The organism is Candidatus Rokuibacteriota bacterium, from assembly GCA_030647435.1.
Taxonomy (GTDB): Bacteria; Methylomirabilota; Methylomirabilia; order Rokubacteriales; family CSP1-6; genus AR37.
In genome coordinates this window covers 21,158-37,506 of sequence record JAUSJX010000034.1, presented here as the reverse complement: position 1 = coordinate 37,506, position 16,349 = coordinate 21,158, and the positions used below count along the sequence as shown (strand labels likewise).

The following is a 16,349-nucleotide window of genomic DNA, read 5'->3' as shown; positions in this document are numbered from 1 at the left end:
CTGCTCGTAGAACACCCGCTCGTTCGGATACACCTGGCGCGCCATGAATGCCGCGAGCTGCTCGACCAGCATCCTGACCTTCGGGGACGAGGCGAAATCCATTGCGCGGTGTCTCCTTATGAACCGTCGAGTCGCATGGCGTGCGCCACCGCGTCGTACACGGTCCTCGTCATGCGGCCCGGCTCGTACGCGTCGTCGAGCCAGCCGCGGATCCCGCACGGCAGCCGCGGCCTCTCCCACGCCGCGGCATCGTCGGACGATGTCGGCGCCCAGCCGTCCCGCCAGCCCCATCTTCGCCAGTGTCCGCCCGCTTTCCCAGTAGTCCACGCCGTGGAAGCGGGACGCGAGGTCGACAAGCAGCCTAATCAACGGGACCACCGCACCGGCCGCCGCGCTAACCTCGGACGAGGATGACCACACCGGCCACGAGCAACAGCGCACCGGCGATACGACCGACGACCAGGCCGCCCGGCAGCACGCGCTCGGCGAGAACGAAGACCGCGAGACCGGCGACCCATAACAAGTTCATCACGCCGGCGACGAAGAGCAGCGCCATCAGCGCCCAGCAGCACGCCACGCAGTAGGCGCCGTGTCGCATCCCCATCACGAAGGCGCCGGCGCGCCCGTCGCGCCACTCAGTCATCACGAAGGAAAGAGGCGAGCGGCACTTGGCGAGGCAGGCCTGCTTGAGCGGCGTCCACTGGAACACGCCCGCGACGAGGAGCAACGCGCTGCCCAGCCACGCGCTCGTGCTCGCCATGGCAGCGGAGAGGAAGCCGGCCTCGTGCAGTCGCCATTGCGCGAGCGCCGCCACGGTGGCGTAGGCCGTCCACACCGCCGCGTAGCCGAGGAGAAACACGACGGTCGGGATGGCCGCCCGGTCCTGTTCTCGGCGCGTCCGCTGCACCATGGCGAACGTCAGGATCATCGGCGCGTCCGCTGGCACCATCATCGCGATCATCATGACCGCCCACATGACGAAGAGCAGAAGCACGTCGACGGGGTCCCAGGCGTGGTCCCGCGGCATCGCCATCCCCGGCATCTCGGCCATGTCCATGCCCGGCATCGACATCGAAAGACGGAAGAGGTAGAGCCACACCACGAGGGCGGTCGCCAGGAGGCCGGCGCCGACGATCGCACGGTCGCGCCGGAGCAGGCTGTCGAGCGCCGGCACGCCGCTCAGTTGGCCCAGTCGAACTCGTAGAGGATCCAGTTGGTCTTCTCGGCGGCAACCGACACACCGGCCGCGGCGGCGCGGAAGGTCCCTTCCCCGCATTCGCCCTTCTTCCAGATGAAGCCGGTCGGCAGATGCACCTGCGCGAAGTGGTCCTTACCGGTCACGGGATTCTTGAACGCCTCGCCGCGCCCCTCCCCGATGCCCTCCGCGCGGAAGGTGCTCTTCTGTCCGCTCCCCTCGATGGTGATCTTGGCCTTCACCAGCCCTGCGACCGCGGCCGTCGGCCCCAGGACCTCCCACGGCATCCCGCCGAGCGCACCCGTGAAGATCTGTCCGAGCGCCTCGACCTGCGCGTCGGTGGCCGCCTGGTCCACTACGAAGGCAACCTTGCCGTTGCCCTGGTGAATCGCCTTCGGCCAGTCATAAATGCCGGCCCACTTCACGCCGGAAAGCTCCACGTGGCCGCACTTGCCTCTACTGATGTCGAAGCCGATCAAGGCACGACAGCTGCCGTCCTTGGAATTGGGGAATCCACCGAAGACGCAGCCGCAGCCGAAGTCACAGTTGCAGAACTCGTACCCCCGACCCTTGAGGGTCCATTTGGTCTTCGTCGCAGTAGCGGTCGCCATGGCTGGTCCTCCGGTGAACATTGGGAGTTCCACGCTGCCGTCGCACACGGCGGCTGTCAAGCTCAAATCAACCCGTAAGAGAAATCGCACCTGCCAGCGCGTGGGCTGGGCGTTCAGCCGCCCTCTCCTCTGCGAGCCACGGCAGGCGGCTCACCTGCCCAGGCTCCGTTATCCCTCGATCTCCGGTCTCCAATCCCGGGCGAAGCGCTCCACGACCTCCCGAAGCTGCGGGAAGGGCAATTGCCGCGTGTTCAACACAACATGACTCACTCCGGCCTTCCGAAGTGCGCGAAAGCGGGAAATCGTCCGCCCGCGGTCGGACGGCAACCCCGTGCTTACCGTGAGCTCGAGACTCGCTGGATCGCGACCAGCCTTTTCGGCGCGGCGAACGATATTCGCCCAGCCCGCCGCGATCTTCTCAACGTCGCCTCCGACGGCGTGCCAGCCGTCCCCCAAGCGGACTATGCGCTCGAAGCCCGCCTCGCCGCCCCCGATCCAGAGCGGGATCGATCGCCGGATGGGCTTAGGTTCGCAGTAGACCGCCTCGAGCTCATAAAACCGGCCCTTATAACTGAACTCTTTTTCCCGCCAGAGGCCACGCAGTACTTCTATCGCTTCATCGCAGCGGCGGCCGCGCTCCGCGAACGGGACGCCTAACGCCGCGAACTCTTCGCGCCACCAACCCACGCCCAGTCCGACCACAACGCGCCCGTTGGAGAGATGGTCCAAGGTGGCCAGCATCTTCGCTGTCAGCACCGGGTGCCGCATCGGAAGGACCAGGACGCTGAAGCCGAGTTGAACGCGCGACGTGACACCGGCCACGAAAGCCGCTGTCGTGATGGCCTCGAGCCACGGGGCGTCCTTGGGGAACGGGAAGCCGTCCGCCCGATACGGATAGACACTCTCGGAATGCACCGGCATGGCGACATGGTCGGCAACCCACACCGAGTCGAACCCCTCCTGGTCGAGCAATTGAGCCGCAGCGAGCACGTCGTCTCGGGTCGCAAACTGCCCGATGTGCGGGAGATGGAGACCAAATTTCATAGCATGTCCCTCCGGATCGGCCCCAGGTTCAATGCACGAGCCAATGGGGCATACCCGACACCAGCCTCAGGGTCTTTCCCCCATGGGCATTCACCACAGTGCCGGCACCCGGCAAACCAGCTCGAGCGAGAACAGATTCTTGCGACCAGCGATGCACGTCACACCGCCACGTCCGAGAGGCGGATAACCTGTCCAGTAAGCCACGGACCGCCACTACTCAGGAGCAAGCGTACTGCGGCTAACATGTCCCGGAGCGATCCGGCGTCGCGGTCTCCACCCCCAGTCTTCACAAGAACGGCATTCGCGCGAACGCCGCTCGACGCCAGATCGCGCGCCAAAGCGCGTGTGAATTCTGAAAACCACTCTAAATCCGCCTCCGGTCTGCCGGGCACTACTGCTCTCACCACGAACAGCACGTTTCCCCGCCCTTCCTTCCCAAACACATGCCGCGCTGCACGGGCGACAGCTGTCATGTCCGCCGTCGGGGCGTAAAGTGGAAACACTGAATCCTTTCCATTTGCCGGCGTCTCGGAAGCCTCCGACAGGTCGTGGACATACACAAGGGCATCGAGATGTTTGAACTGTGCCGCGGCTTCTCCTAGAATCGGTTCCCATTGCTCCGCATCGCTCAGGATGGCACCGTAGCCGACCGCCTCGCCGCCGATCTCTTGGATCGCTTCTGCCACCTGCCGAGCCGAGGCTTCGCGCCGATCCATTGCCACAATCCGGCTACCCCCTCGCGCAAGGCTGAGCGCCACTGCCTGGCCAAGAGTACTTCCCACTCCGAGCACTGCCACGGTGAGAGCGAGAATTGCATTTTCGTCATCGATTCCGGCCGCAGCCATATGAGCTCGTGTGTCTTGCGAGCCGGCGAGGCCGCGGATAAGATAGTCTGCGAAGCGATGGCCTAATTCGTGAACTGACAGGGGGCCGCTGCGCGAATACCAGTGAGGCAGCCAGTTCATGGCTCCGATGATGATCAGCGAGACGATCTTCGCGTCTATCGCCACGAAGTCGCCGGCGGCGATCCCGTCGGAGATGATGCTCCGGAAGATCTGATCCGCCTCGTCGCGGCGTTCGACGATCTTCTTGCGCTGGGCCGGAGAGAGGATGCTGTTCTGGAAGACGAGGACCGAGGAGAGCGGGACCTTCTCGACGACGGCCACCATGAAGGAGATGATGGCTTGCCGGAGCCGGACCTCGGCGCTCTCCGGCCGCTGCCTGATCTCGCGCAGGTCTTCCACCACCGTGGCAGCGGCCAGCAGGTGCGACTCGAACAGCAGCTCCTGCTTGCTCTTGAAGTAGTGATAGAGCGTCGGCTTCGCCATCCCCAGCTCTCGGGCGATGTCGGCGACCAAGCTCTCGTGGTATCCCTTCTTGCGGAACATTTCGGCCGCCGCCCACAGGATCTTGCTCCTGAGGTGCCGGGTCCGCTGGAGCCGGGTGCTCACGCCGCCATCTCCCGTGCCAGCAAACGCAGGAGTCGCTCGCGGTCCCCCCGGGTGCCGATCGGGTACGGAACGATCCGATCGGCGAGCCCACCGTACCGGGCGGCCAGGCGAGGGACCACCTCCTCCTCGCGGCCGACGATCGCCATTTCCTCCACCATGGCGTCGGTGATCTCGTGGGGCATCGCCTCCCACGAGCCCTCGAGCGACAGCTTCCGCAAACGCTCGGCCGCGTCTCCCCAGCCATGCAGGTCCATGACCGGGCGATACGTGCGTGTCGAGGCATAGAAGGCGACCTGCGCCCGGACGTCCTCGCGCTGTCGCGCCACGGCACGCGCCGTAGCTCCGGCGGCGACGAACGCCGTCACGGCCACCGTGAAGCTCCCTCGGCCGCGACCGGAACGCCGGAGACCCTCTTCCACCTGCGGCGTGATGACGTCGCGAAGGTACGGGGCCGTGTGGAACGGATGGACGTGGAGCCCGTCTGCGACCTCACCAGCGAGCCGGCAGTTGTACGCGTTGACACCGGCCAGGTAGACGGGAATGGGGAACCATGGCAACGGGTCCGGGACGAAGGCCGGCGGCATCAGCGTGAAGCCGTAGTATTCGCCCCGGAAATCCAGCGGCGTCCTGTGCTGCCAGCACTCCCAGATGGCGCGGAGGGCGAGGACCCCTTCCCGGAGCCGCGGCCCCGGGGAGCTCCAGGCCGCGCTGAACCTGCGCTCGATGTGACCGCGGACCTGCGTCCCCAGACCCAGGATGAACCGGCCGCGGCTCGCACGCTGGAGGTCCCACGCCATGTACGCGGTCACCATCGGGCTCCGGGGAAACGCCAGCGCGACCGCGGTGCCGAGGGTGATCCGGAGCGTGGTCGGCGCGGCCACCGCGAGCGGCAGGAACGGGTCGTGCACACCCTCCTGGGTCCAAGCGCCCTCAAAACCAAGCCGTTCCAGCCGGCGCGCGAGCGCCGGGATCTCTTCCAGCGAGGCGAAGGCCAGGGGCGCGTCGAGGCGGAACGGGCGGCTGTCCGGCACGCGGTGCTCCTCACGCCACCGGCGCCCGGCTCGTGAGTACGATCCCGGCCGCGATGAGGGCGGCGCCCACCAGCAGCGGGCCCGTGGGGACCTCACCGAGGAACACGACGCCGATCAGCACGCTGAAGAGCGGGACGAGGAAGAGGAACGTCGAGGCGGCCGCGGGTCCGTGGCGGCGAATGAGCGCTCCCCAGAGTACGAAGCCGAACGCGATGTGGCCGACGGCCAGGTAAAGGAGATCGCCGACGACGACCGGCTGCTCCCCGCCGATCTCCGGGAGAAACACGACGACGAACCCCGAGAACGCGAGCAGGATGCCGAGCACGCGCCCGCCCGTCAGTCGCTCCTCCTGAACCATCCACGGCGACAGGAACGTCACCCAGACCGGCTGCGTGAAGAACAGCACGGTGGCGCGCCCGGCCGAGGTCATTGCCATCCCCAGGTGGAGCAACGCGATGTTGGCCGTGTGCGGCGCGGTGAAGATCGCGAGCGGGAGCAGCACCCCGCCGCGGAGGGGTAGGCGCAGGCGCTCACCGGCGAGCCAGGCGTAGCCCCCGCGCGCCACTCCCGCCGCCCCCGACCGTATCGCGGCCAGGGTGAGCGGCGGGAGCTGGCTAAGCGAGGGCAGGCGGATCGGCTCGATCAGCCCCGCCGCGGCCGCGGCCCGCGTCGTCACGCTAGGCGCGCGGCCCGCGCTGCGGGAGCGGCCGCTCGGGCTCTCCCACGTACTCGGCATCTTCGTCGGGGACGAAGCGCAGCCCCTTCCAGTTCTCGATCTCCTCGATGCAGTGGGCCATGACGCCGGGCAGCACCGAGAGGATGGCGATGCCGGTCATGGCGATGGGAGGCAGGTCCATCTCGTTCATGATGGCGGCCATCATTCCGTCGACGTTGATCGGGATGTTGTCCTTCCCCGTCTTCCGCACGAACGCCTGGTGGATCGCCAGGTAGAGGCGCGTCCGCTCTCCGAGGAACCCGCACTCCTCGGCCACCCGCTTGAGGCTCTCCGCCCGGTAGTCACCCTTCTTGTGGGTGGGATGGCCGAAGCCGGGGATGCGGCGACGCTGGGACACGAACTCGTCCACGACGCGCGCGGCCGTCTCCGCCAGCGACCAGCCTTCCCGCGCCATCCGGGCGTAAGAGTCGTTGATCAGCTCGGCGGCATCGGCCGGCGAGGTCGTCCGGGAGCCAACGGCCAGGATGGCGGCCGCCACGCCCGGCACGAGCTGGGGGTTCCCCGAGACCACGTGGCGGCCGGCGGTGACGGTCACCGCCTCGAACTCGTGGTCGGTGAGGGCGTTGAGCAGCGCATCCAGCATCCGCGCCTCGGGCGCGGTCGGGAGCTTCCCCTTCAGCGTCAGGTAGACGGCCTCGGCGTAGGTCAGCCGCTCGATGATGTCGGCGTGGGAGTAACCCCGAATAATGCAGTGGCCCGGCCAGCGATGGCTGATCCGGGTGCTCCAGCGCGGTGTCTGGCTCATGACGTTCTCCTCAGGATTCCTTCGCGGTCGATCCGCTCTCTCAGGATGCGGATCTGCTCCGCGGTGGGAGGTAGAGTGATCTCGATGCGGGCGGGCACGATGGGCGCGAAACCCGTCTGGTCCAACACCTGCTCCAGCGTGACGCCGGGATGCAGTGACTTGATCCGCATGTGCTTGGTCTCCTCGTGGAAATCGAAGATGCAGAGGGGCGTGATGCAGTAGCGGGGGCCGCCGCCCGGGATGCCGAGCTTGCGGCGGGCGTCGGCGCCACCGTCGCCCCAGCCGAAGGCCGTGACGAAGTCGCACTTCTCGACGAGCACCCGCCGGTCGTGGTTGTTGATGTACAGGTAGTAGCGCTTGCAGTGGCAGCCCTTGTCGCCCGTGCCCACGCCGCCGGGGCCGCGCATCTTCAGATGCCCGTAGTCGGCGCCGATGCCGATGAGGTTGGCGTTGCCGTAGCGATCGATCTGCAGCCCGCCGATGAAGAACACGTCGCGCATGCTCGAGCGCTTGATGTCGTCGATCAGCTGGTTGTGGATGAAATAGGACTCCGCCCACTTGGCCGCCCGGAAGTCGGTGCTGAACTCGAACGGCTCCATCGCCGGCTCGTGGAACAGGTTGGTGCGGGTCATGGACAGGGTGACCCGCATGTTGGGACCGTGAGTGAGATGCGCCAGCAGGACGCCGGCCCGTGGAATCGGCAGATTCGCGCCCACCATCACGCCGATGCCGTCCTCCAGGTCGTTGGCGATGAACGCCGCGACCAGCTCGGGCGTGGTGTACTCTGTCGCGATCGCGTCGTCGGTGCTCCTCATCGCATGGGCCTCCCCGCTCAGTACTCGTAGAGGGTCAACAGCCGCTTGATGCCGACGCGCTCGAGATAGTCGGCGTGGGTCGCGGGCTCCAGCACGTAGCGCTCGAGGTAGGCGCGGAAGGGCCCGTGGTCACCCATGCGGGTGTAGGCCTGGGCCGCCGCCACGTACTCGCGGACGTGCTCGCGGTCCTCGACGTGGAAGCCCGGGCTCGAGTACGGGTGGGCGCCGAAGGGCGCGCGGACCACCGCATCCACCTCCCAGAGACTCGTCTTGAGGGGATCCTTGCGCACCTCCTGGTTGGGGATCACGCGCTCCACCTCGACGATGGTCCGGTCGGAAGCCAGGTGCAGGGCGCGGTCGCCGAACCCGGTGCCGTGGTGCTGCACGTTGCCGTACACGTCGGCGGCGGCGGCGTGGATGAGCGTCACGTCGGGTGTGATGGCCGGGACCGCGATGAGGGTCTCCCCCTTTATCGGATCCCGGAAGATCTTGAGGTCGGGGTTCACCTCCGGGTACGAGGTGCCGACCAGGCCGCGCCACGGGAGAAACGGCAGGAGCTGCGCCGCCGCGCGGAGGCCCACGTAGAAGAGCGCCTCGTCGATCTCCCAGACCTCGATCTCGCCCCGCTCGGCGGCGGCGCGGAAGAAGGGCCCGATCGGCGCCAGCGTCTCGGCGCCCACGTAGGGGCTGATGATCTTGCGCACGCAGCCGGCGCCGATGAGCAGGTCCACATCCAGGCCGGACGACGCCGCGCCGATGACGGTGAGGTCGCGGACGCCGTTGCGGATGATCTGCCGGACCAACGCCATCGGGTGGCTCGAGGTGATGAAGCCGCCGAGGGCCACCGTCATCCCGTCGCGGATCCCGCGGCCCGCCTCCACCTCGTCGAGGAGGAGCGATCGCCGTTCGATCTCCACCTGCTCGGTCATGCCTGGCTCCGCTCGGCGGCGGCGGCGCCGATGCCGCTCCCCCCTCCCGTGACGATGGCAATCCTGCCCTTCAGCCGCATCTCGACTCCTCCCGGCGTGCCCAGAGCGTCTCCTTCACAACCCCAGGTACGCCCGTTTGATGTGCTCGTTGCCCAGCAGCTCCTTGCCGTTTCCGGACTGCACCACCCGGCCGTTCTCCAGGACAAAGGCCCGATCGGCCAGGCGGAGCGACTCCTGGACGTTCTCCTCGATGAGCAGGACGGTGACGCCCTCGCGGACGATCTGCTGGATCGTCTGCAGGATCTCCTCCACCAGGATGGGGGCGAGCCCGAGCGACGGCTCGTCGAAGATGATGAGCCGCGGCCGCGCCATCAACCCGCGCCCGATGGCCAGCATCTGTTGCTCACCGCCCGAGAGCGTCCCCGCGCTCTGCCGTCGCCGCTCCCGGAGCACCGGGAAGAGCGTGAAGACGCGCTCCAGCGTCTCCTCCCGGAAGGCGCGCGCGGGGGAATGGAAGGCCCCGAGGTCGAGGTTCTCCTGTACCGTGAGCGAGGGGAAGATCAGGCGTCCCTCGGGAACGTGCACCAGGCCGAGCGGGACGATTTCGTGCGGCGGCAGGGACTGGATCTCGCGCCCGAGGAATTCCACGCGGCCCCTGAAGGGCGGCACGATCCCCGTGATGGCGCGCACGGTGGTGGTCTTGCCGGCGCCGTTGGGCCCGACGAGGGAGACCAGCTCGCCCTCGGCCACCTCGAACGAGACGCCGAACAAGACCTGGATGTTGCCGTAGCCGACTTCGATGTTCGAGACCTTCAGCATGCGTGTCTCCCTACCGCAGTGTGTGCTCGTCGGTCGTGCGCTGCACCGGCGCGGTTAGGCGCTCCTCGACGGGGGCGTCCAGCGCGGCCACCGGGCGCCGCCAGCGCCCACGGCGGGCCAAGTCGACGATGCCGCGCGGCATGAAGAGCACGACCACGATGATGAGTGCGGCGTAGACGATCCGGCTCAGGCTCGCCGCGCGCGCCGTCGCCAGCGGGATGAACTGGATTCCTTCTTCCAGCCCCGAGAGCGTCGCCGCGCCGAGCACCGGGCCGAGCACGGTCCCCTTCCCGCCCAGGATCGTGCCGAGGATCATCTTCACCACGACGTCCAGCGAGAAGTAGAAGGTCGGGTTGAGGTAGTGGCTGTAGAGCGCGTAGAGGCCGCCCCCGAGCCCGACCAGGAAGGCGCTGATCGCGACGGCCGTCATCTTGCAGCGAAACGTGTCCACGCCCAGGGCCTCGGCCGCCGCCTCCCGCTCGCGCACGGCCATCAGCACGTAGCCCAGCCGCGAGCGCCGGATCCGGGCGGAGATCAGGACGACCAGCGCGAGGAACCCGAGGATCAGGTAGTAGGCGGGAATCTCGCTGCGGAAGAGAAGGTGGCGGGGCGAGGAGACGTACGGAATCTCCAGCCCCATGTTGCCGCCGATGACGTCGAGGCTGAGCGCGACCATCCGCACGATCTCGCTCACCGCCAGGGTGGCGACGGCGAAGTAGATGCCGCGCAGACCGGACTTGAAGCCGAGGGTTCCCACGATGAGGCCGAAGACCATGCTCGTCAGCGCTCCGAGCAGGAGCCCGACGGTCGGGCTCACACCCGCCTTCAGCCAGAGGAGACCCATGACGTACGCGCCGATGCCGAAGTACGCGGCGTCGCCGACGGAGAGGAGACCGGCGTAGCCCCCCACGATGTTCCAGGCGCTGGCGAGAGCGGCGCTCATGGCCGCCAGCGTGACCACGGTGACCACGTAGGCGTTCGGGGAGAGCGGGAGCAGCAGGAGCGCCACCGCCAGCGCTCCCAGGGCCCAGCGGCGGGCCGCGCGCTCAGATCGCGACATCACGTGCGACCTTTGCGCCGAACAGTCCGGCCGGCCGGACCAGCAGGATCACCAGCACGACGAAGAGGCTCAGCGCGTCGCTCAGGACCGCGGAGATGAACACCTGCCCGAGGGACCGGGTCAGCCCGATGGCGAGCCCTCCGACCAGAGCGCCGACGAAGCTGCCCATCCCGCCCAGGACGACGACGATGATCGCCAGGAGCGTGAACTCGAATCCTCGGTCGGGGGAGGCCGGCAGATAGGGAAGCAGGATGCTGCCGGAGGCGGCGCCGATCGCGGAGCCCAGGCCGAAGGTGATCCAGAAGACCGCCCGCACCGGCAGGCCCACCACGCGCGCGGCGAACCGGTCGTCGGCCGTCGCGCGGACGGCGCGCCCCAGCCGCGACCGCCGGATGAAGAGATAGGTCGCAGCGAGCAGGCCGAGCGCCCAGACGAAGGCATAGAGGAGCGACGACCGGAAGAAGGTCCCGCCGAAGGTGATGATGCGGTCCAGGTACCCGACCCTGATGCCCTGGAGGTCCGAGGTGAAGAAGAAGAGGGCGAGATTGGAGATGAGGATCAGGAGCCCGAACGTGAGGATCATCTGCATGTCGTCCGGGGCGTCGAGAATGCGATCGATCAGCAGGCGCTGGACCACGATCCCGAGCAGGAAGAAGGCGGGCAGCACCAAGGCCAGCGACAGGTACGGGTCCACCCCCCCCAGCGTGTAGGCCAGGAACGTCGCGTACATCCCCAGCATCACGAACTCGCCGTACGCGAAGTTCATGATCTTGAGCACGCCGAAGATCAGGGTGAACCCGGCCGCCACCAGGGCGTAGATGCCGCCCATGAGGATTCCGCTCACCAGCGCCTGCCAAACGACCGGCAGATCCGGCACTACGCGCGCGCCTCCCACGCCGGCCACGGCCACACCGGGCTCTTGACGCTGTACTGCTTCGGCCAAACTGCGAAGCGATCGCCCTGCAGCACCTGGGTCATGATTCCGCGGATGGCCATGTTCTTGCCGATCTCACCGAAGCGCACGCCGTCGGGGTTGACGACGTACGAATCGCCCAGCTTGAGGTTCGTCTTCGCGATGGCGTCGCGCAGCTTGTACTTGTCGGTGCTGCCCGCCCGCTCGAGCGCGTCGACGATGACACCCGCGCCGGTGATGCCCATGGAGTTGGCCTGGAACAGCGGCCGCTTGTACCGCGCCTCGTACTTGTCCGCCAGCGGCTTGATCTTGGGGTTCTGGTTCAGGTTGCCTGGGAAGATCGCGACGTTGAAGAAGTACTCCGCCGTCTTGCCGAGTTGCTTCAGGAACTCGAGCGTGTCGCTCCCGCCGGCGGCGCCGATGATCGCCATCGGGTTGAAGCGCAGGGTCTCCGCTGTCCGCATGATGAGGATCGAGTCCTGGACGTAGTTGGCCTGGAAAACGACGTCCACCTTGGCCGCCTTGTACTTGGCGATAATGGTCGAGAAGTCCTGCTGCTTCGCCGAGTAGGAGTAGGTGTCGACCAGCTCCCACGCGCTCTGCTTGGCCACCAGGACCTTGTAGGCGTCGCCGCCGGACTTGCCGAAGTAGGAGTCCTCGAACATGATCGCGACGCGCCGGGGCGCCTTCCCCGTCTCCCCGGCGATGGCGCCGACGAACTCCACGGCCACGTTGCACAGGACGTCGACGCCGGCGTTCATCTGGAAGGTCCAGCGCGGGCCGGCGGCCGGGATGTCCGTCCCCAGGCCCAGGGCGGCGATGTGGATGACCTCTTCCTTCTCCGCGACCGGGGCGAACACGAGGTTGCCCTGGCTCGAGGCCCCGGCGACGATCACGACCGGGTTCATCGACATCGCCTTGCGCAGGAGCTTCTGCTCGACGTCGTGCTTGAACTCGGAGTCGAAGACCTGGTAGCGAATCGTCGCGCCGCCCAGCGACTTGATCCCGCCCCGGGCATTGACCTCGTCGAAGACGAGCTGATAGCCCTGCGAGAGGTGGATGCCCCAGTCCGCCGACGGCCCGGTCAGCCCGGTGACGATGGGGATGAAGATCTCGGCCGCCGCGGCCCGCCGGACCACGGGGAAACCGAGCGTAGCGGCGGCCGTACCGGCTGTCGCGATGGCTCCTCCGAGGAACCGCCGCCGGCTCACCGGCCCCAGTGTGGGGGAAGTGCTGTCGTGATCCATGGTGTGCTCCTCCGTTCCGTCTCCGGTCGGTTCGCTACTCGAAGGCCGACATCCGCAGTGCCGGCTGGTCGTACTTCCGCTCGAACTTCATGCTGGTCGCGTAGTCCACCACGCGCTTGCGCGCCAGCAGCGCGTCGACCGTCGCGAGACGCCTCGGCACGGAGACCGTCGGCGTGGCCGTGAAGGCCAGGGCGTCGGCGCCGATGGCCAGCCCGTACTCGACGAGCCTGGCGCGCGAGACGTAGGGGCCCGTGTGGGTGCCGAGGTAGCAGGCGCCGGTCTTCTCCCTCGGCACCCCGGTCATGGCCAGCGCGCGCCGCCCGGCCTCGGCGGCATAGGTGATGACGTCCTCGTCGGGGCCCACCACGCCACGCTCGCTGATCTGGAGCGACTTGACGCCACCGAAGTTGGTGTTGAGCCAGACCTCGTTGACCCGATCCACCGGCAAGCGGTGGTACGGCAGGCTCACACCGTACGCGACGAGACCCTCATGCATCGCTTCCCTCCACCGGGCGGAATTTGAACCCGTAGAGCACGTTGCCGTGCGAGTGTCATGTTTTCTCCTCGAGGCGCGACTACTTCGCCGACTTGCCTCCGTCGATGAAGAGGGCGGCGCCGGTGACGTAGGCGGCCGCGTCCGACGCCAGGTAGATGACGGCCCCGATCAGCTCGTCCGGTCGGCCGGCGCGCATCATCGGCACGGTCGAGCGGACCATCCGTTCGCCGTAGGGCGTGTCCAGGAACTTGCTATTGAGGTCAGTCCGGATCCAGCCGGGACAGACGGCGTTGACCCGAATGCCGTGACGGGCCCACTCGATCGCCATCGTCTTGGTCAGCGTGAGGAGCCCACCCTTGCTCGCCGTGTAGGCGCCGAGCCCGGCGGCGCCCCGCACCGAGTTGTAGGAGGCGACGTTGACGATCGCGCCGCCGCCGCGAGTCACCATAACGCGAGCGATCGCCTGGCTCAGCAGGAAGGCGGCCTTTAGGTTCGTGTCGAGCACCCGGTCCCACTCGCTCTCGGTCAGTTCAAGGAGCTCCGTCTCCGGCAGCACGGCGGCGTTGTTCACCAGGATGTCCACGCGACCGAAGTGGTCGAGCGCCGTCGCCGCCACCGCCCTGACCTCCTCGCCGCGGGAGAGGTCGGCGCGGATGGCGAGAGCCTGCCGCCCGCCCGCCTGCGCCTCGGCCACGGTCTGCTCGAGGTCGTCCATCGTCCGGCCGGCCACGGCCACGTCGGCGCCGGCGCCGGCCAGCCCCAGCGCGACCGCCTTGCCGAGCCCGCGGCTTCCCCCGGTGACCAGCGCGACCCGACCGTCGAGCCGGAAGAGGTCGAGCCCCTTGCCGCTCCCCCCGCTCACGCGTCCGCCTCCTCCGGCGCCACACCGTGGTCGAGGAGGAACTGGAGAAGCTGGTCGGCGACCAATTCCACCGGCCCCTCCACCACCTCGGTCTGCTTCGGCTTCGCGCCACCGAGGAGGAGGAGCTGAATCCGCTCCTCCGCCGGGAGATCGCTGCTCGGCGTGAAGATCCGCTTGGGTCGGGGGCGGGGCGGCCCGAGGCCTACCAGGCGAGGCTGCGGCGCGGCGCTTCGAGGCGGCCGGCTCTTCACCACCTCGACGGCGGCCGAATGAGCGGCCACCCACGCCGGCAGTCCCGGCTCCTCCAGCGGCTCCGCCTCCGGGGCGATGGCGAGGACCGAGGGAAGCGGGACCTCCAGCACTTCCCTGCGGCCCGCGACGCCGAGCCGTTCCACCGCGAGCGACGCGGTGCGGCCGTCGCGGTCGACGCTCACGACGCTCGAGACGTGGGGCCATCCCAGCAACGCCGCCACCGCCGGCCCGACCTGGCCCCCGTGATGCGAGCCCGCCTGCGCGCCGCAGAGCACGAGGTCGGGCGAATCCTCCTCGAGGACGGCGGCCAGCGCGGCCGCGGTCGCCAGCGGGGAAGCGCCCAGCACGTCAGCCTCTCGCTCGACGCGAAGGGCCCGATCGGCGCCCTGGGCGAGCGCCGCGCGCAGCGCCGGCTCTGCGCCCGGCGGCCCGAGGGTGAGCACCGTGACGATGCCGCCCCCCGCGCCGGCGCGGAGCCGCGCCGCGATGGCCGCCGCCGCCAGATCCGCGGGGTTGGCCACCCACGCCAGCTCCGCGGCGTCCGGGACACCGCCGAGGCCCGGCCCCACCGGGCACCCCGGGTCCACCATCGACTTCACCAGCACCATGATGCGCACCGCGACGTGCTCCCGCTCAGGCCCGCTCGTTCCACTTCGGAACCGGCCACACGAGGCGACTGGTGGCGATCGAGTCCGGCCACACGATGCGCTTCTGCCCTTGGAGGATCTGGATGACGGGCGCGATCAGGCGGACGTTGTCCCCCGCCTGGTTGAACTTGATCCCGTTCGGCTCCACCACGAGCCGGTCGCCGATCTTGAGGTCCGTCTGCGCCAGCGCCTCCCGCACCGCTTCCCGATCCGTGCTCTTCGCCCGCTCCAGCGCGTCGACGACAGCGCTCACCGCTCCCAGCGCGTTGGCCGACGAGTCCTCCAGGTCGTAACCGAACCGCGCCTTGAAGCGCTCGTTGACCTCGCGGATCTTTGGCACCCCCGTGAGATCGAGGGGGAAGCGGTCGACCGAGATCGCGTACTCGGCGTCCTTCTGGAGCGCGTTGACGAACTCGGGAGTGTTGTAGCCGCCCGGCTGGCCGGTGAACGCCATCGGATTGTAGTCGAGCGTCTTGGCGTTCTGGTAGATGCGGACGGCATCCTTCGGGTAGTTGAGCCCCATGACGACATCCACGCCGTCAGCCTTGTATTTCGAGAGGAGCACCGTGAAATCGTCCTGGGCCGGGGCGTACATCGTCTTGCTGTGCAGCTCGATCTTGGCGGCGCGGACCCAGTCCTCGTACGTCTTGACGGCTCGTTCCCACCCCTGGAGCGCCAGGATCGCTGCCATCTTCGGCCGCTTGCCGGTCTTCTCGATGGCCCAGCTGAGGAACTCCCCGAGGGATCTCGCGTAGAAGTCGCCGGCCTTGCCGGTCACGCGGAAGCTGTACTTGAGTCCCCGCTCCGTGATCTCGTCCATCGTAGAGTTCACGACCACCATGGGCACCCGGTGCCGCTCGGACACCTGGGTGCCGACCATCGTCGCCGGGCTCATGATGTTGCCCAACACCGCCACCGGCCTGTGCTCGAGGATGAGCTTCTCCATGAGCGTCCGCGTCAGGTCGACCTTGGTCTCGTTGTCGTAGGTCACGAGCCGGAGTCGGGCGCCGCCGAGGGCCTTGACACCTCCCTGCCGGTTGAACTCGTCGACGGCGAACTTCGTCCCGTCGAGCGACTTGGTGCCCCAGGTCGCCCCGGGGCCGGTGAGAGTGGCAACCCAGCCGATCACGATCTCCTTGGGCTGGGCGGGGCCGAGGGCGGGAACCCCGCCGATCGCGGTCCCGGCGGCGACGGCCGTCGAGGTCTTGAGGAATGTTCGCCGCGTCATCGTTGCTGTCGTGCTATGCATGTGCGCCTCCCTGTTGTCCCGGATCTGGGTCATGTGAGTCGATAGGCCACGCCGAAGCCGCCGCGCGGGTGGTTCCACCGAACCGCGCCACACGGGCAGATCGCTTGGCAGCTCCCGCACTCGATACACGTCTGGTACGAGAAGGACATCGTGCCACCGTTCTGCTCGAAGCAGCCGGCCGGGCACACCGTGAGACACGGGCGTGTGGGGCAGGCCTGACAACGGCTCGTGTCGACGAGGATGTGCG

The 16,349-nt window shown here is 68.1% G+C and carries 17 protein-coding genes; all 17 read right to left on the bottom strand.

All coding sequences use genetic code 11. The features are described from left to right. Window positions 1-394: 394 nt before the first annotated feature. A complete protein-coding gene (locus tag Q7W02_06735) occupies window positions 395-1,174 on the bottom strand; it encodes a DUF2182 domain-containing protein (protein MDO8475884.1) in 780 nt (259 codons plus the stop codon). A gap of 5 nt (window positions 1,175-1,179) precedes the next feature. Next, window positions 1,180-1,806, bottom strand: coding sequence for a DUF1326 domain-containing protein (locus Q7W02_06730; GenBank protein MDO8475883.1), 627 nt, complete (start codon window positions 1,804-1,806; stop codon window positions 1,180-1,182). Window positions 1,807-1,974: 168 nt separating this feature from the next. Then, window positions 1,975-2,850, bottom strand: coding sequence for an LLM class F420-dependent oxidoreductase (locus tag Q7W02_06725; protein MDO8475882.1), 876 nt, complete (start codon window positions 2,848-2,850; stop codon window positions 1,975-1,977). Between the two features lie 158 nt (window positions 2,851-3,008). Further along, entirely contained in the window at window positions 3,009-4,301 is a 1,293-nt protein-coding gene (locus Q7W02_06720; protein ID MDO8475881.1) for an SDR family NAD(P)-dependent oxidoreductase, read from the bottom strand. Further along, window positions 4,298-5,332: a TIGR03617 family F420-dependent LLM class oxidoreductase gene (locus tag Q7W02_06715; protein ID MDO8475880.1), complete on the bottom strand. Its 1,035-nt coding sequence runs from the start codon at window positions 5,330-5,332 to the stop codon at window positions 4,298-4,300. Before Q7W02_06715 ends, Q7W02_06720 begins: the two co-directional genes overlap by 4 nt. Before the next feature lie 10 nt (window positions 5,333-5,342). Then, window positions 5,343-6,008 carry a DMT family transporter gene (locus tag Q7W02_06710; protein MDO8475879.1) on the bottom strand — a complete coding sequence of 222 codons (666 nt, stop codon included), beginning with the start codon at window positions 6,006-6,008 and terminating at the stop codon, window positions 5,343-5,345. A gap of 1 nt (window position 6,009) precedes the next feature. Beyond that, window positions 6,010-6,813, bottom strand: a complete 804-nt coding sequence (locus Q7W02_06705) for a citryl-CoA lyase (GenBank protein MDO8475878.1) — start codon at window positions 6,811-6,813, stop codon at window positions 6,010-6,012. Beyond that, window positions 6,810-7,628 carry a CoA-transferase gene (locus tag Q7W02_06700; protein ID MDO8475877.1) on the bottom strand — a complete coding sequence of 273 codons (819 nt, stop codon included), beginning with the start codon at window positions 7,626-7,628 and terminating at the stop codon, window positions 6,810-6,812. The genes Q7W02_06705 and Q7W02_06700 overlap by 4 nt, the downstream gene beginning before the upstream one ends. Window positions 7,629-7,645: 17 nt before the next feature. Further along, complete coding sequence (locus tag Q7W02_06695; protein MDO8475876.1) at window positions 7,646-8,557, bottom strand: CoA-transferase; 912 nt, start codon at window positions 8,555-8,557, stop codon at window positions 7,646-7,648. 114 nt (window positions 8,558-8,671) lie between these two features. Continuing rightward, window positions 8,672-9,376 carry an ABC transporter ATP-binding protein gene (locus Q7W02_06690; GenBank protein ID MDO8475875.1) on the bottom strand — a complete coding sequence of 235 codons (705 nt, stop codon included), beginning with the start codon at window positions 9,374-9,376 and terminating at the stop codon, window positions 8,672-8,674. 10 nt (window positions 9,377-9,386) lie between these two features. Further along, window positions 9,387-10,436, bottom strand: a complete 1,050-nt coding sequence (locus Q7W02_06685) for a branched-chain amino acid ABC transporter permease (GenBank protein MDO8475874.1) — start codon at window positions 10,434-10,436, stop codon at window positions 9,387-9,389. Next, on the bottom strand, window positions 10,423-11,313 hold the full coding sequence (locus Q7W02_06680; protein MDO8475873.1) for a branched-chain amino acid ABC transporter permease: 891 nt from the start codon (window positions 11,311-11,313) through the stop codon (window positions 10,423-10,425). Before Q7W02_06680 ends, Q7W02_06685 begins: the two co-directional genes overlap by 14 nt. Further along, complete coding sequence (locus tag Q7W02_06675; protein MDO8475872.1) at window positions 11,313-12,596, bottom strand: ABC transporter substrate-binding protein; 1,284 nt, start codon at window positions 12,594-12,596, stop codon at window positions 11,313-11,315. Before Q7W02_06675 ends, Q7W02_06680 begins: the two co-directional genes overlap by 1 nt. Before the next feature lie 34 nt (window positions 12,597-12,630). Further along, window positions 12,631-13,092: a hypothetical protein gene (locus tag Q7W02_06670; protein ID MDO8475871.1), complete on the bottom strand. Its 462-nt coding sequence runs from the start codon at window positions 13,090-13,092 to the stop codon at window positions 12,631-12,633. Between the two features lie 79 nt (window positions 13,093-13,171). Next, window positions 13,172-13,954, bottom strand: a complete 783-nt coding sequence (locus Q7W02_06665; GenBank protein ID MDO8475870.1) for an SDR family NAD(P)-dependent oxidoreductase — start codon at window positions 13,952-13,954, stop codon at window positions 13,172-13,174. Then, on the bottom strand, window positions 13,951-14,814 hold the full coding sequence (locus Q7W02_06660) for a hypothetical protein (GenBank protein ID MDO8475869.1): 864 nt from the start codon (window positions 14,812-14,814) through the stop codon (window positions 13,951-13,953). Before Q7W02_06660 ends, Q7W02_06665 begins: the two co-directional genes overlap by 4 nt. A 25-nt stretch (window positions 14,815-14,839) precedes the next feature. Continuing rightward, window positions 14,840-16,102: an ABC transporter substrate-binding protein gene (locus tag Q7W02_06655; GenBank protein ID MDO8475868.1), complete on the bottom strand. Its 1,263-nt coding sequence runs from the start codon at window positions 16,100-16,102 to the stop codon at window positions 14,840-14,842. Between the last annotated feature and the right edge of the window lie 247 nt (window positions 16,103-16,349).